At 68.8% G+C, this 23,679-nt stretch carries 24 protein-coding genes; 7 read left to right on the top strand and 17 right to left on the bottom strand.

What is annotated here, in order from left to right:
• Positions 1 to 47: 47 nt before the first annotated feature.
• On the top strand, positions 48 to 800 hold the full coding sequence (locus AWC17_RS29830) for an O-methyltransferase (RefSeq protein ID WP_046185000.1): 753 nt from the start codon (positions 48 to 50) through the stop codon (positions 798 to 800).
• Positions 801 to 805: 5 nt separating this feature from the next.
• Here AWC17_RS29830 and AWC17_RS29825 read toward each other — a convergent pair whose 3' ends face one another.
• From AWC17_RS29825 to tyrS, 14 genes are all read right to left on the bottom strand, one after another.
• Entirely contained in the window at positions 806 to 1,141 is a 336-nt protein-coding gene (locus tag AWC17_RS29825) for a hypothetical protein (RefSeq protein ID WP_046185001.1), read from the bottom strand.
• Between the two features lie 40 nt (positions 1,142 to 1,181).
• Positions 1,182 to 2,123: a site-specific tyrosine recombinase XerD gene (gene xerD, locus AWC17_RS29820; protein ID WP_085165648.1), complete on the bottom strand. Its 942-nt coding sequence runs from the start codon at positions 2,121 to 2,123 to the stop codon at positions 1,182 to 1,184.
• Positions 2,120 to 2,743: an NUDIX domain-containing protein gene (locus tag AWC17_RS29815; protein WP_085165646.1), complete on the bottom strand. Its 624-nt coding sequence runs from the start codon at positions 2,741 to 2,743 to the stop codon at positions 2,120 to 2,122. The genes xerD and AWC17_RS29815 overlap by 4 nt, the downstream gene beginning before the upstream one ends.
• The gene (locus tag AWC17_RS29810; RefSeq protein ID WP_047322759.1) at positions 2,736 to 4,484 is read right to left on the bottom strand and encodes a CTP synthase; all 1,749 of its coding nucleotides are present in this window, start codon (positions 4,482 to 4,484) and stop codon (positions 2,736 to 2,738) included. The genes AWC17_RS29815 and AWC17_RS29810 overlap by 8 nt, the downstream gene beginning before the upstream one ends.
• A 122-nt stretch (positions 4,485 to 4,606) precedes the next feature.
• Complete coding sequence (locus AWC17_RS29805; protein ID WP_085165644.1) at positions 4,607 to 5,551, bottom strand: copper transporter; 945 nt, start codon at positions 5,549 to 5,551, stop codon at positions 4,607 to 4,609.
• Between the two features lie 7 nt (positions 5,552 to 5,558).
• Positions 5,559 to 6,740, bottom strand: a complete 1,182-nt coding sequence (steA, locus tag AWC17_RS29800; RefSeq protein WP_046186465.1) for a putative cytokinetic ring protein SteA — start codon at positions 6,738 to 6,740, stop codon at positions 5,559 to 5,561.
• A gap of 185 nt (positions 6,741 to 6,925) precedes the next feature.
• Positions 6,926 to 8,692 carry a DNA repair protein RecN gene (gene recN, locus AWC17_RS29795; RefSeq protein WP_085165642.1) on the bottom strand — a complete coding sequence of 589 codons (1,767 nt, stop codon included), beginning with the start codon at positions 8,690 to 8,692 and terminating at the stop codon, positions 6,926 to 6,928.
• A 6-nt stretch (positions 8,693 to 8,698) separates the two neighbouring features.
• Positions 8,699 to 9,631, bottom strand: a complete 933-nt coding sequence (locus AWC17_RS29790; protein ID WP_046186467.1) for an NAD kinase — start codon at positions 9,629 to 9,631, stop codon at positions 8,699 to 8,701.
• Complete coding sequence (locus AWC17_RS29785) at positions 9,628 to 10,437, bottom strand: TlyA family RNA methyltransferase (protein ID WP_047322762.1); 810 nt, start codon at positions 10,435 to 10,437, stop codon at positions 9,628 to 9,630. Before AWC17_RS29785 ends, AWC17_RS29790 begins: the two co-directional genes overlap by 4 nt.
• Positions 10,438 to 10,445: 8 nt before the next feature.
• Positions 10,446 to 10,631, bottom strand: coding sequence for a hypothetical protein (locus AWC17_RS29780; protein ID WP_046187513.1), 186 nt, complete (start codon positions 10,629 to 10,631; stop codon positions 10,446 to 10,448).
• A gap of 23 nt (positions 10,632 to 10,654) precedes the next feature.
• On the bottom strand, positions 10,655 to 11,665 hold the full coding sequence (locus tag AWC17_RS29775) for an HAD-IIA family hydrolase (RefSeq protein ID WP_047322763.1): 1,011 nt from the start codon (positions 11,663 to 11,665) through the stop codon (positions 10,655 to 10,657).
• Complete coding sequence (locus tag AWC17_RS29770; protein WP_082147554.1) at positions 11,662 to 12,456, bottom strand: tetratricopeptide repeat protein; 795 nt, start codon at positions 12,454 to 12,456, stop codon at positions 11,662 to 11,664. The genes AWC17_RS29775 and AWC17_RS29770 overlap by 4 nt, the downstream gene beginning before the upstream one ends.
• A 28-nt stretch (positions 12,457 to 12,484) precedes the next feature.
• Positions 12,485 to 12,859, bottom strand: coding sequence for a DUF732 domain-containing protein (locus AWC17_RS29765; protein ID WP_046185029.1), 375 nt, complete (start codon positions 12,857 to 12,859; stop codon positions 12,485 to 12,487).
• Positions 12,860 to 12,934: 75 nt separating this feature from the next.
• Positions 12,935 to 14,206 carry a tyrosine--tRNA ligase gene (tyrS, locus tag AWC17_RS29760; RefSeq protein ID WP_046185030.1) on the bottom strand — a complete coding sequence of 424 codons (1,272 nt, stop codon included), beginning with the start codon at positions 14,204 to 14,206 and terminating at the stop codon, positions 12,935 to 12,937.
• Between the two features lie 77 nt (positions 14,207 to 14,283).
• On the opposite strand from tyrS, the gene AWC17_RS29755 reads away from it, so the two are divergent.
• Positions 14,284 to 15,213: a bile acid:sodium symporter family protein gene (locus AWC17_RS29755; protein WP_082123080.1), complete on the top strand. Its 930-nt coding sequence runs from the start codon at positions 14,284 to 14,286 to the stop codon at positions 15,211 to 15,213.
• Between the two features lie 52 nt (positions 15,214 to 15,265).
• On the opposite strand, the gene AWC17_RS29750 is transcribed toward AWC17_RS29755, so the two are convergent.
• Entirely contained in the window at positions 15,266 to 15,877 is a 612-nt protein-coding gene (locus AWC17_RS29750) for a DNA-3-methyladenine glycosylase (RefSeq protein ID WP_046185032.1), read from the bottom strand.
• Between the two features lie 71 nt (positions 15,878 to 15,948).
• Between AWC17_RS29750 and AWC17_RS29745 the strand changes: the two genes are divergently transcribed.
• From AWC17_RS29745 to AWC17_RS29730, 4 genes are all read left to right on the top strand, one after another.
• Positions 15,949 to 17,220, top strand: coding sequence for an ammonium transporter (locus tag AWC17_RS29745; RefSeq protein ID WP_046185033.1), 1,272 nt, complete (start codon positions 15,949 to 15,951; stop codon positions 17,218 to 17,220).
• 93 nt (positions 17,221 to 17,313) lie between these two features.
• Positions 17,314 to 18,081: an ABC transporter ATP-binding protein gene (locus tag AWC17_RS29740; RefSeq protein ID WP_046185034.1), complete on the top strand. Its 768-nt coding sequence runs from the start codon at positions 17,314 to 17,316 to the stop codon at positions 18,079 to 18,081.
• Positions 18,012 to 18,833 carry an ABC transporter permease gene (locus AWC17_RS29735; RefSeq protein ID WP_197083450.1) on the top strand — a complete coding sequence of 274 codons (822 nt, stop codon included), beginning with the start codon at positions 18,012 to 18,014 and terminating at the stop codon, positions 18,831 to 18,833. Before AWC17_RS29740 ends, AWC17_RS29735 begins: the two co-directional genes overlap by 70 nt.
• A gap of 79 nt (positions 18,834 to 18,912) precedes the next feature.
• Positions 18,913 to 19,536 carry a TetR/AcrR family transcriptional regulator gene (locus AWC17_RS29730; protein ID WP_046185036.1) on the top strand — a complete coding sequence of 208 codons (624 nt, stop codon included), beginning with the start codon at positions 18,913 to 18,915 and terminating at the stop codon, positions 19,534 to 19,536.
• Here the strand turns inward: AWC17_RS29730 and AWC17_RS29725 are convergent.
• Both AWC17_RS29725 and AWC17_RS29720 read right to left on the bottom strand, forming a co-directional pair.
• Positions 19,502 to 19,726 (bottom strand): Trm112 family protein, encoded by a 225-nt coding sequence (locus AWC17_RS29725; protein WP_085165640.1) that lies wholly within the window; start codon positions 19,724 to 19,726, stop codon positions 19,502 to 19,504. The two genes, AWC17_RS29730 and AWC17_RS29725, sit on opposite strands and share 35 nt — an antisense overlap.
• Complete coding sequence (locus tag AWC17_RS29720; RefSeq protein ID WP_085165638.1) at positions 19,719 to 22,706, bottom strand: acyl-CoA synthetase; 2,988 nt, start codon at positions 22,704 to 22,706, stop codon at positions 19,719 to 19,721. Before AWC17_RS29720 ends, AWC17_RS29725 begins: the two co-directional genes overlap by 8 nt.
• Before the next feature lie 282 nt (positions 22,707 to 22,988).
• Here AWC17_RS29720 and AWC17_RS29715 point away from each other — a divergent pair, with 282 nt between their 5' ends.
• Positions 22,989 to 23,669: an MspA family porin gene (locus AWC17_RS29715; RefSeq protein ID WP_046185040.1), complete on the top strand. Its 681-nt coding sequence runs from the start codon at positions 22,989 to 22,991 to the stop codon at positions 23,667 to 23,669.
• Positions 23,670 to 23,679 lie beyond the last annotated feature (10 nt).

Genomic DNA, 23,679 nt, shown 5'->3' with positions numbered 1-23,679 from the left:
TCAGCACCATGGAGCCCGGGCCCCGCCCAGGCCTATCGTGGGTTCCTATGGACCTCAAGCGACGGATTCCCCTGCTGCGATGGTCGGTCTGGCGAATGGCGACGGGCGCGCACAACATCACCACGACGGGTCAGATCGGCGACGGACGCGAAGCCGCAGCGGTGGACTATGTCCTGCGGAACGCGAAGGCCGGCGATACCGACGATGTGCTGGCCACCATCGACAAGTTCGCCTACGAGAAGTCGATGCTGATCAACGTCGGCGACGAGAAGGGGCAGCTCCTCGACGCCGCGGTGCGCCGTGCCGACCCGGCGGTGGCGCTGGAGTTGGGCACCTACGTCGGATACGGCGCATTGCGCATCGCCCGGGCCGCCCCGAACGCGCACGTGTATTCCGTCGAACTGGCCGAGGCCAACGCCGCCAACGCCCGCCGGATATGGGCCCACGCGGGCGTGGCCGACCGGGTGACGTGTGTTGTCGGCACCATCGGTGACGGCGGACGCACCTTGGAAGCGCTGGGCAGTCAGCACGGGTTCGCGTCCGGCACCCTCGACTTCGCGTTTCTCGACCACGATAAGGACGCCTACCTGGACGACCTGCAAAGCATCATGGCGCGCGGCTGGCTGCGCTCGGGGGCGATCGTGGTCGCCGACAACGTCCGCGTGCCTGGCGCGCCGAGGTACCGCGAGTACATGCGTCAGCAGCAGGGCAAGCAATGGAACACCGTCGAGCACAAGACGCACCTGGAATACCAGTCGCTGGTGGCGGACCTGGTGCTGGAGTCCGAGCGCTTGGGTTGACGGGCCTACGGGCACATGAACGCGATCGGTGGGCATTGTCTGGGCGTAATGGCTTCCGGCGGCGGGTTGTCGCCGTCCCAAACGGGAGCAATCTTGCCGTTGTAAGAGGTGACGACGTTGCCCATCCCATAGTTGGTGAAGTAAAAGGTGTGGCAGACGTTCCAGTCCCAAACGACGTCGCCCGGCCCCGTGGGGGGATCGTGACGTTGCCCTGGGCACCAATGGTGCGGACCGTTGTCCGCGTGAGCGGTCGCCGCGGCGAACCCCAATCCGGTGATCGCGAGGCCGCCCGATAGCAGCGCCCCGGCAATTTTCTTCTTCATCGAGTGGTCCTGTGCCATGTTGACGACTCTGTCGCCGTCGCTTTGCTACCAATCCCAATTACTGCGCCCGCGGATGGGCTCCGGCCCACACCTCGCGCAGCGCGTGCACGGTGACCATCGTGTAGATCTGCGTCGTCGTCACCGAGGCGTGCCCCAGCAACTCCTGAACCACCCGCACGTCGGCGCCGCCCTCGAGCAGGTGGGTCGCGAAGGAGTGCCGCAGCATGTGCGGCGACACACCCGAGGTGATCCCGGCGCGTGCGGCGGCGTCCTGCAGCACCTGCCACGCGCTTTGCCGCGACAGCCGCCCGCCGCGCACATTGAGGAAGATGGCCGGTGTCCCGCGGCCGCGACGGGCCAGGTCCGGGCGGCCGCGCACCAGATAGGCGTCCAACGCCTGCACGGCGGGCCGCCCGATCGGCACCAGCCGCTGCTTGCCGCCCTTGCCGCGCAGCAGCACCGACCTGGCCCGGGTGTCGATGTCGTCGACGTCGAGGCCGACGGCCTCGGAGATACGCGCCCCGGTGGAGTACAGGAGTTCCAGCAGCGCCCGGTTGCGCAGCGTGAGCGGGCCGTCGGACGCGCTGTCGCCGCCCGCGCCTTCCAGCAGGGCGAGCACCTGGTCGATGGTCAGGCTCTTGGGGAGCCGCCGCCCCGGTGTGGGCGGCCGCACGGCCCGCGCCACGTCCAGCTCGGCAAGCCCCTCGGCGGCGGCGAACCGGTGCAGGCCGCGCACCGCGATCAGGGCCCGCGCCGCCGATACCGCGGACAGGGCCGCGGTCCCTGAGTCGGGGTCGCCGCGGCGCAGCGCGACCAGGAACTCGCTCACGTCGTCCTCGCCCACCTTGGCCAGGTCGTGAATTCCGCGGTCCGACAAGTGCTTGGTGTAGCGGCGCAGATCGCGGCGATAGGAGCTGAGGGTGTTCGCCGCGACGCCCCGCTCGATCGTGAGGTGGTCGAGGTAGCCCTGCACTTGTGAGTCCAGGGCCACCGTGGTCATTGCGCGGCCTTGCGCGCGGCGAACGCCGTGGGCTTGTCGGGCCAGGGACTGTCCACCGGCCGCGGCTCCGCGACCCCTTCGGTTACCGCGTGAGCGGCCAAAATCCCGGCAATGGCAATGGAATTCACGATTTCGCCGCTGAACACCTGGCGGACCGCCTCGGCGACGGGAAACCAACGCATGGTCATGTCGGCTTCCTCGTGATGCGCCTCCGGCCGCGCCACTTCGGTCAGCTCGGTGGCCAGATACACCCGCACCGATTCGTCGCTGAAGCCCGGTGCGGAATTGAGGTCGACCAGCACCTGCCACGTGCCGGCCTGCAGGCCGACCTCCTCTTGGAGCTCCCGGACCGCCGTCTCCTGTGGTGGCTCCCCCACCACATCGAGCAACCCGGCCGGAAGCTCCCACAACCGCCGACCGAACGCATGGCGGTATTGATAGACCATCGCGATGTCGTTGTCCGCGTTCAACGCCACAACGGCGACGGCCCCGTAGTGCTCGACGACCTCGCGAACCGCGGTGGAACCGCCCGGCATGCGGACCTGGTCACTGCGCAGCGCGAAAATCTTCCCCGCGTACAGGGTTTCGGATGCCGCCGTCTCGAAAAGGTGTTCAGCCACGGGTCGCGGGCTCAGGTAGCGTCCGCTCCGCGCTGTCCTGGTGATTGCCGTTGGGCGACTGCTCGGAGATGTCCATCGGCAACAACTCGCCGGCCTTGTAGTCGATGGCCGCACCAACGAACGCGACGAACAGCGGGTGCGGTCGGGTGGGCCGGCTCTTCAGTTCCGGGTGGGCCTGGGTCCCGACGATGAACGGGTGCACCTCCGGCGGGTATTCCACGAACTCCACCAGATGCCCGTCGGGCGAGGTTCCGGAGAACCGCAGGCCGCTCTCGGCGATCTTGTCGCGGTAGGCGTTGTTGACCTCGTAGCGGTGCCGGTGCCGCTCCGACACCTGCGTGGCGCCGTACGCCTCGGCAACGATCGATCCCGGCTGCAGCACGGCGGGGTAGGCACCCAGCCGCATGGTGCCGCCCAGATCGGCCTGGCCCGCCACGGCGTCGACCTGGTCGGCCATCGTGGAAATGACGGGATCCGGTGTGTCGGGATCGAATTCGGCCGAGTTGGCCTGGGTGAGCCCCGCCGAGCGCGCGGCCTCGATCACGATGCATTGCAGTCCCAGGCACAGCCCCAGCACCGGCAGCCCGCGCGCCCGCGCGTACCGGACGGCGCCGATCTTGCCCTCGATCCCGCGGATGCCGAAGCCGCCCGGAATCAGCACGCCGTGCACGTCGCCCAGCGCCGCCGCCGCGCCCGCCGCGGTCTCGCAGTCGTCGGAGGCGACCCATTGCATCTCCACCTTGGCGTAGTGCTTGAAGCCACCGGCGCGCAGCGCCTCGGTGACCGACAGGTAGGCGTCGGAGAGCTCAACGTACTTGCCCACCAAAGCAATTCGCACGGTCTCGTGCGGCTCGTGCACCCTGCGCAGCAGGTCGTCCCACTCGGTCCAGTCGACGTCGCGGAACGGCAGGTTGAGCCGACGGACCACATAGGCGTCGAGTTCCTCGCGGTGCAGCCGCTTCGGGATGTCATAGATCGACGGCGCGTCCGGGGTGGAGATGACGCCGTCGATATCGACGTCACACATCAGCGCGATCTTGTTCTTCAGCGCTTCGGGGACGTCCCGGTCGCAGCGCAGGACCAGCGCGTCCGGGGTGATACCGATGCTGCGCAGCGCGGCCACCGAGTGCTGGGTGGGCTTGGTCTTGAGTTCGCCCGACGGCGCCAGGTACGGCACCAGCGAGACGTGCAGAAAGAAGACGTTTTCCCGTCCCAGGTCGTGGCGGACCTGCCGCGCCGCCTCCAGGAACGGCTGCGACTCGATATCGCCCACGGTGCCGCCGATTTCGGTGATGACCACGTCCGGGCGGTTACCCTGGGCGTCCGGCTCGGCCATCGCCTTGATCCGCCGCTTGATCTCGTCGGTGATGTGCGGGATGACCTGAACGGTGTCGCCGAGGTATTCGCCGCGCCGTTCCTTGGCGATCACGGTCGAATACACTTGCCCCGTCGTAACATTCGCCGAGCCGGACAGGTCGCGATCCAGGAACCGCTCGTAGTGACCTACATCGAGGTCGGTCTCGGCGCCGTCCTCGGTGACGAACACCTCGCCGTGCTGGAACGGGTTCATCGTGCCTGGGTCCACGTTGAGGTACGGATCGAGCTTCTGCATCGTCACGTACAACCCGCGGGCCGTCAGGAGTTGGCCGAGGCTGCTGGCGGTAAGACCCTTACCCAGCGAGGAAGCGACACCCCCGCTGACGAAGAGGTGCTTAGTGGCGGATTGCTGGTGCTTTCGCACAGGCGGCCTCCGTGAAGACGGGCAGGGCGTCGAATTTTGCTAGCGAATAACTAGTTGGGCCTGCCGACCCACGGAAATCCACCCTAACATCCACGACCGCAGTGGCGTGGGGAACACGCCCGCTACTGGGGCACCGTGATCGATGTGGCGCCGTGACCGGTGCCGTACTGACCGGCATGGCCGCCGTTGATCAGGTCGTGCAGGCCCAGCACGGCGGTGATGCGGCCCGGCGCGGTGTCGACGTCGTCGACGGTGCTGATCGCCGAGTTCATCCCGGCGTCGGCGCGCGTCACGGCGACGGCCGCGCCCCCGGTCGCCGAACCGTCCCGCCCGGCGAGCAGGGTGCCCGAGCCGTGCGGCGCCATGGCGGCGGCGAACCGGGCGACGCTGACGCCCTGATTGCCGGCGTCCTGGGGTAACGCGCCGCCGGTGACGATTAGCGCGGCGTTCGCCGCGCCCATGTGGTCGGTCGGTTGATAAGTGATGAAACCCGTGTCGCGCAGCGCCGCCAGCACGGTATCGCGCTGGGGCTCATCGACGGGTGGGACCGCGGGATTGGCGTTTATCAGCAAGGCGATGCCCATCAGGTCACCCGCCTGCGAACCCTGGTCGACGAGCTTGGTGCTCAGCTGCTGACCGGCCGGCAGGATCGACGAGTTGACCACGGTCTGCAGCTTCTCCGCGGAGTTGGCCTCGACGAACTCCTGGGTCAGCGACACGGTTCCGGTCACTGTGCCGCCGGCCTGGCCGATGAACTTCGACACCGCGGTGACGTCGTCGTCTTTGGCGTCCGGGGTGCGGAACACCACGACCGACTTGCCGCCGAGCGCGTCGTGCACGATCCGGCCGACCAGTTGGGTGTCGAAGTTATTTGCCGCGCTGAGCTTTTCGTTCAGCACGTTCTTCTGGTCGTTCAGCCCGTTGATCTGGGTGTGCAGGTCCCGCTTCTCGTCACGCAGGCTGGACAGCAGGGTGTCGGACAAGAAGCCGGAACCGAGCACGACTCCCACGGCCAGCGCCAGGAAGACGGCGGCCAGGGACAACGCGTGTTGGCGTAACGAGATCATGAGTGCCCTAGGACACTAGGTGCTGAATCCAGAGGGAAAAGTGGTTCCAGTAGTCGGTGACCCAATGCAGCACCACGCCGTCGGTGCGGGAGACCCACAGGGCGACGATCACGGCGATCAGCATCGTCAGCGCCAACAGCGCGATGGCGCCCGCCGAGATGTGGTTGCGGTACAGGGTGGCCACGGCCTTGGCGTCGACCACCTTCTCCCCGACCCGAAGCCTGGTCAGGAACGTCGAGGGGTTGCTGTGAGCCCGCGTCCGGTCGAAGAACGTCTCAATGTTGGCGGTGTGGCCGGCGGTCACGAGCAGCGCGGCGCCGTGATGATCGGCCAGCAGCAGGGCCAGGTCGACCGCCGAACCCGCGGCCGGGAAGGTCATCGCCCCGACACCGAGATCCTGGATGCGCTCCAGGCCGGGCGCGTGGCCGTCGGCGTCGGCGGGCAGGACGACCTGCGCGCCGCACTTCAGGGCGTCGGCGCTGATGTGGTCGGGGTCGCCCACGATGACCTGTGGCCGATAACCCGCCTTGCGCAACACATCCGCGCCGCTGCCCACCCCGAAGAGCACCGGCTGGTACTCCTTGATGAACGGTTTGAGGGACTTCAGGTCCTCCTCGGCGCTGGGCTCGTCGGCGACGATCACCACGTGCCGGCGCCGCAGATCGACGTCGATGTCCGGAATCCCGATGCCGTCGATCAACAACGGGCTCTCGCTCTTGATGAACTCAATTGTGTTGCCGGCGAACGCCTCCAGGTGCGCGGACAGGCCGCTCTTGGCCTCCCGCATCAGGTCGGCGATGTCGTGGTCGGTGCGCTCGGTGCCGCGGACCAGCCTGCGGTCTCCGGAGTAGACCCCGCCTTCGTGCAGCCGGATCTTGGCGCCGTCCTTGACCTTCTTGAAGATGTCGGGTCCGGTCTCGTCGATCAGGGTGACCCCGTTGTTGACCAGTACCTCCGGGCCCATGTTGGGATAGCGGCCCGACACCGACGGCGAGGCGTTGACGACCGCGGCGATATCGGCCTCCACCAGGGCGTCCGCCGTGATGCGGTCCAAGTCCAGGACGTCGAGCACCACGATGTCGCCGGGGCACACCCTGCGCAGCAATCGGTCGATATTCCGGTCCACCCGGGCGGTGCCGACGAGGCCCGGCCGGGCGGCGTTACGGGTAAGCAGGCCTGACATCTTCATGGGGGCGATTCTGTCGGTGATGCGCGGGCGAGGCGTGGAGGCGCGCCGTAACACCAGCCTCAGAAGTTATCTAGAGTCTCATTAGTCACAAGCCGGTGCCGAAACCGTCTCGAATGTGGACTTGTTGTGCGAAATGAGCCGTAATGGCCACGACGGGTCGACGCTCGCGGGTCGAAGACCTTGCGCTAGATCTCATCCCTTTGGGCCGCTTCGAGCAGTTCGCGGGCGTGCGCGCGGCCACTGTCGGACTCGCCCAGCCCGGCCATCATCCGCGCCAGTTCGGCGACCCGCTCGTCACCGGTGACCCGCCGGACCACGCTGGTGCCCTTGGGCCCGGCGCTATGCACCACCAGGTGGACGTCGGCGTAAGCCGCGACCTGCGGCAGATGCGTGACCACGATGACCTGGTGGGTGCGGGCCAACCGCGCCAACCGCCGCCCGATCTGCACGGCGGCCCGGCCGCCGACGCCGGCGTCGACCTCGTCGAACACCATGGTGGTCCCTGCCGCCTCTTTACGGGAAGTGGCCAGCACGACCTCTAGCGCGAGCATCACCCGGGACAGCTCGCCGCCGGATGCGCTCTTCGCCAGCGGCAGCTGGTCCATCCCGCGGTGCGCCGCGAAACCGAACTCAACCTGATCGACGCCGTCGGCGCCGGCCCGGGCCAGTTCGCCCGACGGTAGGGCGAGCGCGGCCGGGTCGTCCTTGAAGGCGGCGACGTCGTTGCTCACGTCGATGGTGAACTGCGCGTCGGCCATCGCCAGTCCGGACAGCTCGGCGGTGATGTCCTTGGCGAGCCGTTTGGCGGCCTTCCGCCGAATGCCACTGAGATCGACGGCGGCCTGGGCCAATTCACGCGCGAGCTCGTCGACCCGGACCGCCAGCGCCGTCAAGCCTTCCTCGGAGACGTCGAGTTGGACCAGCCGTTGCCGGGACTCGTCGGCCCAGCGCAGCACCCCGTCGACGTCCGCGGCGTACTTGCGGGTCAGCGTGCGCAGTTCGGCTTGCCGAGCCAGCTTGGCTTCCAGCGCGCTGGCGTCCACCGGCAGCTCGTCCAGGAAACCGCTGAGTTCGCCGGCCGCGTCGGCGACCACCGTGAGCGCCTCACCGACTTGGCCGGCCAGCGCCCGTAGCTTCGGGTCATCGGTCGACTCCAAGGCGGCGCGCGCCCGCCCGAGGCTGTCGGCGGCGCTGTGCCCGGAGGTCTCCGCGTCGTCGGGCGCCCCGGAGAGCGCCGCGTGCGCGGTGACCGCGGCCTCGCGCAGCGTGTCCAGTTCGGAGAGCCGCACGATATCAGCGACCAGCGCATCGTCCTCGCCCGGTTGCGGGTCGACGGTGTCAATCTCGTTGAGCGCGAAGTTCAGTCGGTCGGATTCCAGCGCGAGTTCGCGCATGCGGTTCCGGCGGTCGACGAGGTCGTGTCGGGCGGTGAGCCAGGCGTCGCGCAGTTTGCGGTAGCGCTCGAGCGCGGGGCCGGCCTTCGCGAACCGGTCCAGGGCGCCGCGTTGCTCCTCTGGCCGCATCAGTCGCAGCTGGTCGTTCTGCCCGTGCAGGGTGAGCAGCTCGGTGGTGAAGTCACCCAGCGACTTTGCGGGCACGCTGCGACCGCCGAGATAGGCGCGGGACGGCCCGTCGCGGCTGACCGAGCGCTGCGCGATCACGCTGCCGTCCTCGTCGCGCTCCGCTCCCGAGGCGTCCAGTATGTCGTCCAGCTGTGCCACCGCGGCATCGTCGAGATCGGTTGTGGTGAAACGGCCTTCGACGACCGCGCGGTCGGCTCCCGACCGCACCCGGGTCGCGTCGGCGCGGGCACCGCCGAGCAGGTGCAGTCCCGTCACCACCATGGTCTTGCCGGTGCCGGTCTCGCCGGTGAGCACCGTCAGCCCACGATCGAACTCCCCGACCGCCGCGCTGATCGCGCCAAGCGATTCGATGCGTATTTCGGTGAGCACTCGCAGTTACTTCCCGCGCCAACCCGTCACCGGCAACCGGAATTTGCGCACCAACCGGTCGGTGAAGGGAGCGCTGTCCAGCCGCGCCCATTTCACCGGTGTGTCACAACGCCTTACCTCGATCCGGCTGCCGGCCGGGATCAGCATTTCGCGCCGGCCGTCGCAAAACACGAGCGCGTCGTGACCGTCCGCCTCGATCTCGATGGCGATGGTGGCGTCGGGGCTGGTGACCATCGGCCGGCCGAACAGCGCGTGAGCGTTGTTGGGCACCACCAGGATTGCCTCGAGGTCCGGCCACAACACCGGGCCGCCCGCGGAGAACGCGTAGGCGGTGGACCCGGTGGGCGTCGACACCAACACCCCGTCGCACCCGAAGGCCGACACCGGGCGCCCGTCGATCTCGACGACCACCCCCAGTACCCCCAGCCGCGGCCCTTTCTCCAGGCTGACTTCGTTGAGCGCCCATCCGCGTTTGATTTCACGACCGCCCGCGCGCACGACCACATCCAGCGTCAGTCGGTCCTCCACCCGGTAGTCCCTGGCGACGACGTGGTCCAGCACCCGGTCGATGGCCTCCGCTTCGGCCTCGGCCAGGAAACCGATCCGGCCCAGGTTGACGCCCAGCACCGGGATCCCGGCGTTGCGGGCCAGTTCGGCCGCCCGCAGGAACGTGCCGTCCCCACCGAGCACCAGCACCAGTTCGCAGCCGTCGGCGGCATGCGCATCCGCGTCGACCACCTCGATTTCGACGCCCATCGCCCGGATGTCGTCGGGAGCCACGTGCAGCGAGCCCCGATCGACCGCCTCGGCGGACAGGACACGAAGGTGGATATCGTTGGCGCCCAATACTTTCTGCACACGGGCCGCCGTCTCGGTGGCTTCTTCGCGGCCGGTGTGGACCACCATCAGCACGGTGCGGTGCTCGGTCGACGCGGTCATTGCGGGCCCTCGTCTACCGCGCGCTGCACCGCTGCCACCAACTCGTCATCCACCAATCCCCGATCGGTCTGGGCACGCAGCCACAGGAAGTATTCGACATTCCCTGACGGGCCGGGCAGCGGGCTCGCGGTGACGCCGGCGGTGTGCCACCCCAGCTCGCCGGCGCGCCGCGCCACGGCCAGCACGGCGTCGGCACGCAGGCCGGGATCCTGCACGACTCCGCCGGCACCCACCTGGCCCCTGCCCACCTCGAACTGCGGCTTCACCATGGGAACGATATCCGCAGTGGGGGAAGCACATCCAGCCAGCGCGGGCAAGACCGTCGCGAGCGAAATGAACGACAGGTCGGCCACGATCAGGTCGACCGGACCGCCGATCGCCTCAAGGGACAGGTCGCGCGCGTTCGTCCGCTCGACGACGACGACCCGCGGGTCGCGGCGCAGCGACCACGCCAGCTGGCCGTATCCGACATCCACGGCAACCACCTCGGCGGCCCCCCGGTCCAGCAGAACCTCGGTGAAGCCGCCCGTCGACGCCCCGGCGTCCAGGCAGCGGCGGCCCGCCACCGGAATCCCGAAGGCGTCCAGCGCGCCGATGAGTTTGTGCGCGCCGCGGGAGACCCAGCCCCGTTCGCCGTCGTCGGCGACGGTCAGGGCCGCGGTGACGGCGACGGCGGTGCCCGGCTTGCGCGCCGGCAGCCCGTCGATGCTGACCCGTCCGGCGCCGATCAACTCCGCGGCCTGCTGACGCGATCGCGCGAGGCCGCGCCGAACCAGCTCGGCGTCGACGCGGGCGCGGCGAGACATGCGCGCACTCAGCCCTTCTCCGCCGACTCCAGCGCGGCCAGCAGCACGTCGTGTGCCTCGGAAAGGCGGCGCGCTATGTCTTCGAGCTCCGCGAGCGACGGCTCGTTGTCGGGGCTTTCCGGGGCCCCAGGCTCGGGCAACCGGGCGAGCAGGGCGTCGATTTCAGCGCGAATCTGTTCAGGATCGATAGTCATTGCGCTCTTACGCTAGTCACCCGTCAGTCGCTGCGCACCAACGACCAGCGCTGCAACGCGGCGCGGGCCCGGTCGTCGGCGGCCTGGATGCTGACCGGGCGCCCGTCCGACGGAGCACCCCAGACCGCGCTGGCGACCGCCCGCACGACCGAGAGCCCGTCTCCGTCGTCGGGCCCGTCGCCGCTGACGGTCACCGCCCGCTCGCCGATGTCGACGCGCCAGCCCGACTGGGGCCCCACCGCGAGCTGTTCGCCGTCCTGGTGCAGGGCGCGCAGGTCGTGGCCGATATAGGTGGGCCGGTGCACGGGTTCGGCGTACACGGCGTCTCGCGCGGAGTTGACCCCGGTGAGCACCATCAGGCTGGGCAGCTTGGCCGCGTTGGCGCCCTCGATGTCGGTGTCCAACCGGTCGCCGACCACCAGGGGCGCGCGGAAATCGCCCCTGGCCGCCGCGTCCGTGAGCAATCCGGGCGCCGGTTTGCCCGCGACCTGGGGCTCGGCGCCGGTGGCCGCGCGCAGCGCGGCGACCATGGATCCGTTCCCGGGCAACAGGCCCCGCTCGGTGGGCAACGTCGGATCGACGTTGGCCGCCACCCATAGCGCGCCGGACCGGATGGCCAGCGCGGCCTCCGCAAGATCCGGCCAGCCGATGGTCACCGACAGGCCCTGCACGACGGCGACCGGGTCGTCGTCATAGCGGCGCACCGGGCGAAGGCCGCGGGCCGCCACCTCGGCGGCCAGTGCGTCCGTGCCCACGATCAGCACCGGGGAACCCGCCGGCAGCTGGTCGGCCAGCAGCCGGGCGGCGCTCTGCGCGCTGGTGGCGACATCGTCGGCGGTGGCGGTGAAGCCGAGTTCGGTCAGATGCGCCGCGACCTCGGCGGCGCTGCGCGACGCGTTGTTGGTGACGAAGAACGCGCGGCTTTTTACCTCGGCCAGCGCCTCCACCGCCCCTTCGGTGGGCCGGCGACCGCGAAACAACGTCCCATCCAGGTCGAGTAGCAGGCAATCATATTGGCGTGCAACGCTTGTCATCTGGAGCCCAGCTCGCTGACCCGGTCTTCGGCGTCGGTGATGCCTTCGACGTCGGCGGCCGCCGAGTGCAGGAACCATTGCAGCGCTTCGTCGTTGCGGCCAAGCGCCAGCAGCGTGTCGGCGTAGGCATAGAACAACCGCGCCGCCGTCGAGCCCTGGCGGCCCGGGTCCAGTTGCGGGGTGGACAACAGGGTCAGCGCCTGCTCGAGTTGCCCGAGATCCGCGCGTGCGCCGGCCGTGACGATGCGCAGCTCGTCGGCGTCGTCACCTTCGAGCTGAGCCGCCTCCGGTCCGCGTGCGAGTTCGATCGCCCGTTCCGGGCGGCCAAGTCCGCGTTCGCAATCCGCGATCAGGGCGAGCAGGTTGGACTTGCTGCCCATCCTGCGGGCGGCTCGCAATTCAGACAGCGCCTGGGCCCAGTCGCCGCAGTGATAGGCGGCGATCCCGACCGCCTCACGTATCGCGGCGATCCTGCTGGACCGGGCGCGGGCCGCCCGGGCGTGACTCAGCGCGGCCTCCGGGTCCTCGTCGAGCAGCTCACCGGCGGCGACCAGGTGGCGCGCCACCGCGTCGGCCGTGGCGCGGTCCAGGGTGCTCAGCTCGCCCCGGATCTCGGGTGCCAGCTGCCAGGCCTCCACGCCCGTCGGTATCGGCGGCCCGGCGTCCGGCGTGCGGTGGCCGTCCGCGGCGGGCTTCTGGGGCTGAGCCGGCCGGGCGCGGCCCGGCCCGGACCAGCTGCCGGATGGGCGCGGACGCCGTTCACCCCGCTGCCGCTGCCTGTCGTCGACCACGCAGCCGAGGATACGGGGGCGCGGCGGGCTAGTACGCCACGAGCCGGTTCTGCAGCAGCGGCGCTATCACCGCCGGGCAGTAGTTGGCGACGGCGACGATGGTGAACAGGCCGGCCGACTCGTAGCCCAGGCCGCTGCGCGCGGACATTTCGGCAGCGACCGAGTCGAAGGACTGGCCCGGCGTGACCAGCATCGGGCACACCGACTGGCCCAGCGCCAAGGCGCCGGCCGGGTGGGGATAGGTGATACCGGCGTTGCTGAGCGCCATCAGGAAGGCGTTCCCCCGCATGTCGGCGCGCACGGGCGCGGCCAGCGGCGCGGCCAGCCCCGCCACGCACGCACTCACCCCCAGAACACGCAGCAGAGCCCATTCCACACGCCTGAGGGATATCACCGTGACCACCCTGGCGAATGCGGGTCACAGCCACAACACGGTGCGGTAAAGATTTGCGCACCAACGTGTTTTGCGGATGCGGTGCTAGACCTTTTCGATCCCGGCGATGGTGCGCTTGCCACGGCGCAGCACTAGCCACCGGCCGTGCAGGAAGTCCGCGGGCTGCGGCGCCCACTCCTCGCTGTCGATCCGGACGTTGTTGACCGACACCCCGCCCTCGCCGAGGGTGCGGCGCGCGGCCTTCCTGCTTTCGGACAGGCCGCTGGCCACCAACAGGTCGACGATCCCGTCGGGGCCACCGGGTTTGAGCTCGGCGACCGAGGCCTCGCGCAACGCCGCCGCCAGCGTCGCCTCGTCCAGGCGGTCCAGTTCGCCCTGCCCGAACAGCGCCCGGCTGGCGTGCTCGACCGCCTCGGTGGCCGCCTCCCCGTGCACCAGGACGGTCAGTTCGCGGGCCAGCCGTCGCTGGGCGGCGCGCTGCTGCGGGCGCTCGGCCGTCGCCTGTTCCAGCTCGCCGAGTTCGTCGGCCGACAAGAAGGTGAACCACCGCAGGTACCGGATCACGTCGGCGTCGGCGGTGTTGAAGAAGTACTGATACCAGGCGTACGGCGTGGTCATCGCCGGGTCCAGCCATAGGCTGCCACCGCCGGTGGACTTGCCGAACTTGGTCCCGTCGGCCGCGGTCACCAGCGGGACGGTGAGCGCGTGCACCGTCGCGCCCAGCTTCTGGCGGACCAACCGGACCCCGGCGATGATGTTGCCCCACTGGTCGGAGCCGCCGATCTGCAGCGCGCAGCCATAACGGCGGTGCAATTCGACGTAGTCGTTGGCCTGCAGCAGCATGTAGCTGAACTCGGTGTAGGAGATGCCCTCGCCCTCCAGCCGCCGCCGGATGGTGTCGCGATCCAGCATGACGTTGACCGAGAAGTGCTTGCCGAGGTCGCGCAGGAATTCAATGGCCGACAACGGGGCCGTCCAGTCCAGGTTGTTGACGACGACCGCGCCGGTCGGGGATGCGTCGAAGTCGACGAAGCGCTCCAGCTGCCCGCGGATCCGCTCGGTCCATTCGGCGACGATGTCCGCCTCGTTCAGGGTGCGCTCCCCGGCGTCACGCGGGTCACCGATCATGCCGGTGGCGCCGCCGGCGAGCACGATCGGACGGTGGCCGGCGCGCTGAAAACGACGCAACGCCAGCAGCGGCACCAGGTGCCCCGCGTGCAGGCTGGCCGCCGTGGGGTCGAAGCCGGCGTACACCGTCATCGGCCCGCGCTGCGCTTCGGCGGCGAGCGCGTCGAGGTCTGTGGACTGCGCAATCAGCCCGCGCCAGCCCAGCTCGTCAAGGATCCCGGAAGACATCGCGGACGACTTTAGTCGCTCCGGCGGCCACGATTCGCTCATGCGCTGCTTGATAAGGCAAGCTAACTGCGCGGCGCATCGCCGCGTCATCAGCTTCCCCCGTCAGCGCACCAACAACGTGGAGCGTTATGGACAACCGATACTGGCCGTTGGTCGTCGTGGTGGTGATGCTCGCCCTCGGGCTGACGCTCACGGTCGCCGACTTCAAGCGGGCCGCCACGCTGCGAAAACCACTGGTGGTTGCACTCAGCTGCCAGTCGCTGCTGCTACCGACCCTCTGTCTGGCGATTGCCGAGGCCTTCCATCTCGAGCCCCATCTGGCGGTCGGGCTCATGCTGATGGCCGCCACCCCCGGCGGGACGATGTCCAGCATCCTCAGCCACCTGTTCAACGGCGACCTGGCACTCAACCTCACGCTGACCGCAATCAACGCCGTGCTGTCGGTGATTGCGCTGCCCGCGATTCTGGCGGTGTCGATGACCTGGTTCCTCGGAGAAGGCCGGTTTCTCCCGCTACAGCTGGACAAGTTCTTCGCGGTATTCGGCCTTGTGCTCGTCCCCATCGCGATCGGGGTCGCATTCCGTCACCGCTTTCCCGAGCTGGCCCAGCGACTTCAGAAGCCGGTCCGGATCGCTGCGATGGTGCTGCTGGTTGTCGCCGTGCTTGCGGCCGTCGCCGGAGGACGAACGACGCTTTGGCACCACTTCGGCGTGCTGAGCGGGGCCGTCGTGGCCTTCTGCGCTGTGAGCCTGACGGTCGGTTATCTGGCGCCGCGCTTGATGCGTCTGGCTCCCCGACAAGCCGTGGCGGTCAGCCTGGAGGTCGGAATGCACAATGCCGTGGTGGCGATGGGCGTCGCGTTGAGTCCGCAGTTGCTGAACAGCGCCGAAATGGCCACGCCGGCCGCGTTATACAGTGCCGTCGCACCCCTGCTGGCACTAACGTTCATCTTCCTCGCGCGTCGCGTGGACCCCGCGTTTCGCGCCGTCGTCCCCGCCCCCGCCTAATCCGACAGTGGCGACCCCCAGCGCCCGGCTACGCCGCGCTTGCGATCGCCAACTAGTCGCTGGTTCCGGGGGCCGGCGCCCGCGGACTGCGCCGGTATGCCGAGACCTCCGGGCGACCCGCGAGCCACAGTCGCCACGGCCGGTCGGCGGCCTGGCTGACCCCGACGCGGGGACCGGACGCGGCGGTCAGCGGCTCGCTGAGTTCCAGGTTTACCGGGCTGGCTGGGTCGAAGAGATCAATGCCGTTGTCGTCCATGGTGATTCCCAGGGCCGAACACAGGTTGCCCGGGCCCCGCGCCAGCGCGGCCGCGCGGACCAGCGCGCCGCGCCGGGCGCGCGCCGTGTCGGTGCCATCCTCGAGGGCGGCGGCCCGCAGCAAGACGGCCGCGGCGGTCCCGTCCGGCCCGCAGGAGACGTTGGCGCAGACATGGATTCCGTGGCTGCGATAGGTGTAGAGCCGGCCCGGAGGCCCGAACATCACCGCATTGCGCCCGCTGATGCCGCGATAGGAGTGGGCCGCGGCGTCCGGCCAGGGACCGTCGGGAACCCCGCCGTACGCCTCGACTTCGACGACGATGGCGCTCACGCCCCGCCCGGTGAGGGTGGCGCCGAGTAGCCGATGCGCGGCCGCGACGGGGTCGACGAGCAGCTGGCTTGCGGCCACCCACCGAACCTACCGGCAGCACTTCCATGGCAGTATCCCGGTGTCTTGGGACCTGTGAAGGAGCGCGCATCATGCATCCGATCGACCCCGCCGCCACCGCGTGGCTGTTGGCCAGCACCGCGCTGGTCCTGCTGATGACTCCCGGCCTGGCCATCTTCTACGGCGGCATGGTCCGCACCACCGGGGTGCTCAACATGATCATGATGAGCTTCATCTCCATACCGCTGGTGACGGTGGCGTGGCTGTTGCTCGGCTACACCATCGCGTTCTCCGAGGACGGGGCGAGCGGGTTCCTCGGCAACCTCAGGCATATCGGGATGCTGGGCATCACCCCCGACACCGTCCACGGCGCGGTGCCCGAATTGCTGTACGCCACGTTCCAGGTCACGTTCGCGATCATCACGGCCGCCCTGGTCAGCGGCGCGATCGCCGACCGGGCGAAGTTCGCCGCCTGGATGGTGTTCGTCCCGCTGTGGACGGTCGTCGTGTATTCGGTTGTCGCGCACTGGGTGTGGGGCCCGGGCGGCTGGCTGGCCAAGCTGGGCGTGCTCGACTATGCGGGCGGCCTCGTCGTCGAGATCGTGTCCGGTTGCTCGGCCCTGGCCCTGGCGCTGGTGCTCGGGCCCCGCCTCGGCTTCAAGAAGGACGCCATGCGGCCGCACAATCTGCCGCTCGTGTTGCTCGGTGTCGGTCTGCTGTGGTTCGGCTGGTTCGGGTTCAACGCCGGCTCCGCCCTGGCCGCGAACGGAACCGCGGCGGCCATCTTCCTCAACACGCTCGTCGCCGGCTGCCTCGGCATGCTCGGCTGGCTGTCGGTCGAACAGATCCGCGATGGCAGGCCCACCACGTTCGGCGCGGCCTCCGGTGTGGTGGCCGGGCTGGTCGCCATCACACCGTCGTGCGGAACCGTCAACACGCTGGGCGCGGCGGTCGTCGGCCTCGCGGCCGGCGTCGTGTGCTCGTTCGCGATCAGCGCGAAATTCCGCTTCAACTACGACGATTCGCTCGACGTGGTCGGTGTGCACTTCGTCGGCGGCGTCGTCGGTGTGTCGTTGATCGGGCTGCTCGCCACGGCGGTCATGACGTCGGGCCCGCGGGGCCTGTTCTACGGCGGCGGCTTCGCCCAGCTGGGCAAGCAGGCGCTCGCGATCGTCGTCGTCGCGCTGTATGCGTTCACGGTGTCCTTCGTGCTCGCGAAGGTGATCGACCGGGTGATGGGCTTCCGGCTCAGCGCCGAGGACGAGACCACCGGCGTGGACCTCACTCAGCACGCCGAGACGGCCTACGCCGAGGGCGTGCACGGCCACCTGCCGCTGCGCGGCCCCGGATTCCCCGAGCGCTGAGCAGCCAGCGAGTCGGGGACGCCACCCCACGCTCGCGATGTTTGTTGGTGCGCACCCTTGACAACCCCGCATCCGGGGACGAATATTCATCATATGATGAGTTCATCGAGTGATGAATTGTTGCGGGACGGCGCCGAGCCGGCCGTGACCATCGAGCATCTCCGCGTGGTTCGCGGCAAATTGCCTGCGGTGCAAGAACTTTCCGTTCAGATTGCCCGGGGAACCATCACCGGGCTGCTGGGCCCCTCCGGATCCGGCAAGACCACACTGATGCGCTGCATCGTCGGGACCCAGATCGTGGCCGGGGGCTCGGTGACGGTGCTCGGCCACCCGGCCGGGTCACGTCAGCTGCGGCGGCGGGTCGGCTACATGCCACAGGATCCGACGATCTACAACGATCTGCGGGTGATCGACAACATCCGCTATTTCGGCCAACTCTGCGGGGCCGACGGTTCGGCCGCAGACGAGGTCATCGCATCGGTTGACCTGACCGATTACCGCACCACCCGCTGCGCCAATCTGTCCGGCGGACAGCGCGCCCGGGTCTCGCTGGCCTGCGCACTGGTCGGACGCCCCGACCTGCTGGTGCTCGACGAGCCGACCATCGGCCTGGACCCCGTGCTGCGCGTGGAACTGTGGGAACAGTTCATGGCGCTGGCGCGGAGCGGTACCACGCTGCTGGTATCCAGCCACGTGATGGACGAGGCCGACCGCTGCGGCGATCTGCTGCTGATGCGCGAAGGCAACCTGCTGGCGCACACCACGCCAGATCATCTACGGAAGGAAACGGGATGCACGTCACTAGAGGAAGCGTTCCTGTCGATCATCCGACGCACCACCACCATGCCCGCAGCCGGCTGAGCCCGCAGAACTACACGGCCACCACGACCAGAATCCTGCGTCAGCTGGCTGCCGATCACCGCAGCGTCGCGCTCATCCTGATGGTGCCGATCCTGGTCATCACGCTGATGTATTTCATGTTCCAAAACGCCCCGCACCGCCCGGGGACGCCGTCCCCGTTCAACAACGCCTGCCTGATCCTGCTGGGCCTCTTTCCGTTTTTCGTGATGTTCATCATCACCGCCATCACCATGCAGCGCGAACGGGGCTCCGGGACGTTGGAGCGCATTCTGACCACTCCCCTGCGCCGGCTCGACCTGCTGATCGCCTATGGCACCGCCTTCTCGATTGCCGCTGCGGCGCAAGCCATCTTGGCCTGCATGGTGTCGTTCTGGTTGCTCGGCTTCGACACGGCCGGCAGCCCGGTGTGGGTGTTCGCGATCGCGATCGTCAATTCCGTGCTGGGCGTTGGGCTGGGCCTGTTGTGTAGTGCGTTCGCCCGCACCGAGTTTCAAGCCGTGCAATTCATCCCGCTGGTGGTCGTGCCGCAGCTGCTGCTGGCCGGGATCATCGTGCCCCGGGCGCTGATGCCGCACTGGCTGCAGTGGGTCAGCAATGTGCTGCCCGCCAGCTACGCACTGGAAGCCCTGCAACAGGTGGGCACGCATCCGGGGCTGACGTACATCGCGGTACGCGACGTCGTCGTCGTGTTCGGCTTCGCGCTCGCGGCGCTGTGCCTGGCGGCGGCGACGCTGCGGCGACGGACGCCGTAGTGGCGATCGCAAGCGCGGCGGAGCCGGGCGCTGGGGGTACCTCCCGCTTGCGGGGGCCGGGTCGCCACGGAGGGTCCTAGTGACGGCGACCAACGCCGGGCGAAGGCGGCCCGGACGGCCTGCCGGAAGCTCCGACACCCGCAACAGAATCCTGACAAGCGCCCGAGAGCTCTTTGCGCGCAATGGCATTCGCAACACGTCGATCCGCGCGGTCGCGGCGGCGGCCGACGTCGATTCGGCGCTGGTGCACCATTACTTCGGCACCAAGGAAAAACTGTTCGCCGCCGCCGTGCACATCCCGATCGACCCGATGGACATCATCGGCCCGCTGCGCGACGTGCCGATCGAAGAGATCGGTTACCGATTGCCGTCAATGTTGTTGCCGCTCTGGGATTCCGATTTAGGCACGGGCTTCATCGCCACGCTGCGCTCGATCCTGGCCGGCTCGGAGATCAACCTGTTCCGCACGTTCATCCAGGACATCATCGCGGTCGAAGTGGGTCCGCGCGTCGACAATCCGCCCGGCAGCGGCCCCATCCGCATCCAATTCGTCGCCTCGCAACTGGTGGGCGTGGTGATGGCGCGCTACATCCTGCAGTTGGAGCCGTTCGCGTCGCTGCCGGCCGAGCAGGTCGCGCAGACCATCGCGCCCAACCTGCAGCGCTACCTCACCGGGGATCTGCCGGACGGCCTCGTGCCATGAGCCGGGCGTGCTCGTCGTCGCCGACGTCGCGGGCCTCGTCGACGAGCAGCACCGGGATGCCGTCTTCTATGCGGTAGGCGCGCCGCAGCCGCGGGTTGTACAGCAGCTCCCCATCGCCGGGGTCCACGAGCAGCAAGGGGCCGCGGTCGGCCGGGCACACCAGGATGCTCAGCAGTTCATCGTCAACCATTGGAGCGCCCGCTCAGCTCGGACCGCACGCCGGGGGTCAGCTTCCGGAAGAAGTTGGCGTCGGCGTCGAAGTACCACACCTGGCGGCCCGGCTTGGGAATTCCCGCCGCGCGCAGGGCGCTGACGGTCGGACGGTAGGTCGCGCTCAATGTCATCTCCGGGCAGACCTGGACGACATCGGGGCCCACGCCGATGGGGATCTTGGCGACGGCGTCGGTCAGGTCGGCCGCGGTGATGCTGGCCCCGGGAAGCAGCGTCAACGCCGAGACCGCGACCTCCCGGTCGCCCACGGGCACGTTGTAGGTCACCGCGAGATCGACCCCGTTGATGCAGCCCAGCGCGTTGGTGACCGGCTCGTCGAACACCGGGCCGCGGGCGGTGTGGACCACCGAGCCACGCCTGCCCGCCAGCCAGTAGTCCCCGTCGTCGTCGCGGTAGAACAGATACTCGGTCGAGATCCAGGTGTCGCCGGCGGCGAATACCCCCCGTTTGACCGAGGCGGTCGGGTCGATCGGGCCATTGGACACGGCGAGCAGCACCCCGACCTGTTTCGGCTCGGCGATCTGGACGAAGCCGCGGTCGTTCTCCAGGATCAGGTCGTGCTCGACGTCGTAGGCGGCCAGCTCGATGCGCCCCGCACCCGGCAGCGGGCGGCCTTTGCTGCCGACCTTGGCGCCGGAGACGTTGGCCAGCACCGCTTGTCCGTCGGTGGTGGCGAAGAATTCGACGACGTGGGCGGGCGCAAACGCGTCGACGACACGGCCCCACAGGCCCGTCGGCATGCCGGATCCGATGAACAGCCGCACCGGGTGGTTGCCGTGCAGCACGAACGCGGGATCGTCGACTATCTCGCGGAGCATGGCCCAGGTGTAGGACACCACCGTGACGCCGTACTGCCGCACCTCCTGCACGAACCGGTCGCGGTCCAGGCCGCGGGACAGCGCGATGCGCGTGCCGCCGACCACCGCGCCGCCAAGGCTCACCAACAGCGCCGACTCGTGGTGCAGCGGGGTCAGGCAGTACACGGTGTCCCGGCGGTCCAGGGCGGCCGTCGAGGCGGTCCCGAAGGCTGACACCGCCCAGCGGTAGTTGGTGATCTGCTTGGCCACCAGCTCGCCGCCGGCCGCACTGAACGCGATGAACGCCAAGTCCCGGGCCAGTCCCGGGTTGGGTCGGTACCACCCGGGCAGCTCAACGGCGTCCGGGTTGATCCGTTCCATGTCGATGACGTCGCTGTCGTCGGGCAGGTGCAAGTCGCGCGACTCGCCGCCGCCGAGCACCAGCACCTGCCGCAGCCCCTGGCGGTCCGACGCCAGCACCGCCTCCAGGTTGGTGGGGTCGGTCAGCAGCTCGGTCACTCCCCCGAGCCGGACCGACGCGGCCAGGTCGGAATCCGGTCGCATCACGACCGCGGTCGCGCCCAGCCGGGACAGCGCGGCGATGGCCACCAGCGCGCTGGGCCGCGTCTCCATCAGGACGCCCACCCGGTCGCCCTGCCGCACGCCGACCTCGATCAGGCCGCGGACGACATTGTTGATGCGCCGGTTGACGGCCTCGTAGGTGTGCACGCGCCCGTCGAACAGCAGGAATTCGCCCTGCGGGGCCTCGTGCGCCTGTTCGTCGATGATGCGGCCCAGCGAGATACGGGTGTGGTCGTTGATCTGTCCCAGCCGGACCAGGCGCGGCAGCGTGCGGGCCGTTTCGACGGCCAGGGTGCGCATCGACTTGTTGGCCGCGACCACCGTGTTGGCCGCGCCGCGCACCATGCCCAGCGCCGCCTCGGAAACCTCCCCGATGCCGTGCGCGAGCCGCGAGCTCAGCGCGACGCCGCTGTCGGTGTGCTCCTCGGGTTGGTCGGCCATCAGGTCGACGCCGTCCGGCTTGTCGCCACCGGTGGAGAGCCATTTCACCCATTCGGCGACGGTCGGCCAGCTCTGCTGTGCCGCCTTGGATCCGACGACCAGGCCGAAATGGCCTGTGCGGATGCGGCTTTCGTAGACTTCGGCGTCCGGGGCCGCCCGCCGGATGCCGCGCACCGAGGCCGGCTGCCCGATGTCGTCCACCTCACCGACGAAGGCCAGCACCGGGCAGGTGATGTCGGTGAGTGTGACCATCTGCCCGTTGACGGCGAAGCCGCCGGTCATCATTCGGTTGTGGGCGATGAATTGTTTGAGCAGTTCGGAGATCGCCGGGCCCGACCAGGCGATCCATCCTTCGCGCTCGAGGAACCGCCGCTGCTGCTCGCGCGGCAGTAGGGCTTCCCGGTCGTGCAGCTGGCGCACGAAGTCAACCCGGGCCTTGGCGGTCTTGAGCGGGTCGAGCATCTGAAAGCCGGTGCGCGCCATCCAACTGGGGATGTCCAGCCGGCTGAACACGTGGTCGGCCATGAAGTTGGCGGCGGGCGCGGCGAAGTTTGCCGGGATGCCCATCGGCAAGGCGGCCAGGGTGTCCACCGGCGAACCGAAGGTGACGATGCTGGCCAGGCTTTTCGAACGCCGGTAGGCGGCGACCTGGTAACACCACATGCCACCCTGCGAATAGCCGACCAGATGGATGTCGCTGCCGGTGACGTCCTTGATCGTGTCGATGGCCTGACTGAGCGCGACGATGTGGTCGGCCAGGGTGCGGCGCATGCCGCCTTCGACCTTGTCGGGTTCGCCGAAGTCGATGACCCAGGGGTCCAGCCCGTTGGCGTGCAGGATGCCCACCGCACCCTCCTCGCGGGTGACGTCCCACATGTCCGCCGACATCATCATCGGGTGCACCATCAGCACGGGCGGGCCCACCGGCGGCTTGTCCGGCCGGCTGTCCGGCGGGAAATAACGTCGGAGCTTGTACATCGGTACGCTCTCGACGATTTGCGACGGCGACGGGACGCTACCCGTTTCCAAGCCCCCCAGCCGGACGACTTCCAGCCCGTTCTGCGCCGTAGCTATCAGGCGCTCGACCGGTCGCGTGATAATCGACAAGTTGAGATCCACGGCCGCTCCCCTATGTCTTGACAGCTCCGACATCATGGCACATCGGCGGGCTCGGCGGTTCTGGCCAGGCAATTTGCTCGGGGGTGGTCAACCGTTGCAGTCGTGCAGGTCGACCTTCGACCCGGGTCCCGCGCCGAGCCCAGAATTTCTGGTCCACACCAACCAGAGCGCCCGCTTATCCCAGAACGGTTACGAACGCACAACGACTTTGGCGACGCGGCCGGCAAATTTCGCAATCGGAATCGAGCGGTACATACGGTGTCGCACGTGTGGCCGATAGCCGTGGTCGTCCGTCGCGCTGCGATCCTCGCGTTGTGCGTCGTCCTGTCAACGGTCATGGCGCCCCCAACGGCCGCCGATCCCGACGCTGAAACCGCCGCTGCTTCGGTGGCATCGGACGAGGGGCGGGTGCCCTCGTCCGATCCCGTAACCTTCACGACGCCCGAAGGCTGGACCCTGACCCTCGGAGCGAAGGACGAGTCGCAAGTCCCCATAGCGCCGTTGACCACCGCGGTCTCGTCTCGCGAATACCTCGCCCGCGGAACGTTCGTCGGTTCGCTGGACGGGCTCGAACAGCCTCACGGCGTCCTCGAGGTGGGTTACGAGATCGGCTGCGGAATCGACATGAGCACGTCCAACGGCGTCACCATCGGGGGCAGCGCCGGCGTCACCCCCGGCCTGGGAATCACGGGGCTCGCCGGTACCCCGGGCATTTTGCCGTTGGTCACCGTGCCGATGAACGGCGTGGTCACCGTGGGCCTCAAACCCGGCGTCGTAATCGACGTACCGGTGGCCAAGAAAGAGTTCAAGGGCCCGAATCCCCGGGTCATCGTCACCGGCTTCCACGTCAAAATCGACGGGTGCGTGGGTCAGTCCTTCATCCGGTCCTTTGCGACTCTGACCCAAGTGACCGACGAATCCGACGTGGTGCTGTCCTACGTCGGCGTCACCAAATCCGTCTGAGCGTGGCGGC

Source organism: Mycobacterium nebraskense (assembly GCF_002102255.1).
GTDB classification, from domain to species: domain Bacteria; phylum Actinomycetota; class Actinomycetes; order Mycobacteriales; family Mycobacteriaceae; genus Mycobacterium; species Mycobacterium nebraskense.
This window is presented reverse-complemented; position numbering and strand designations above follow the sequence as displayed.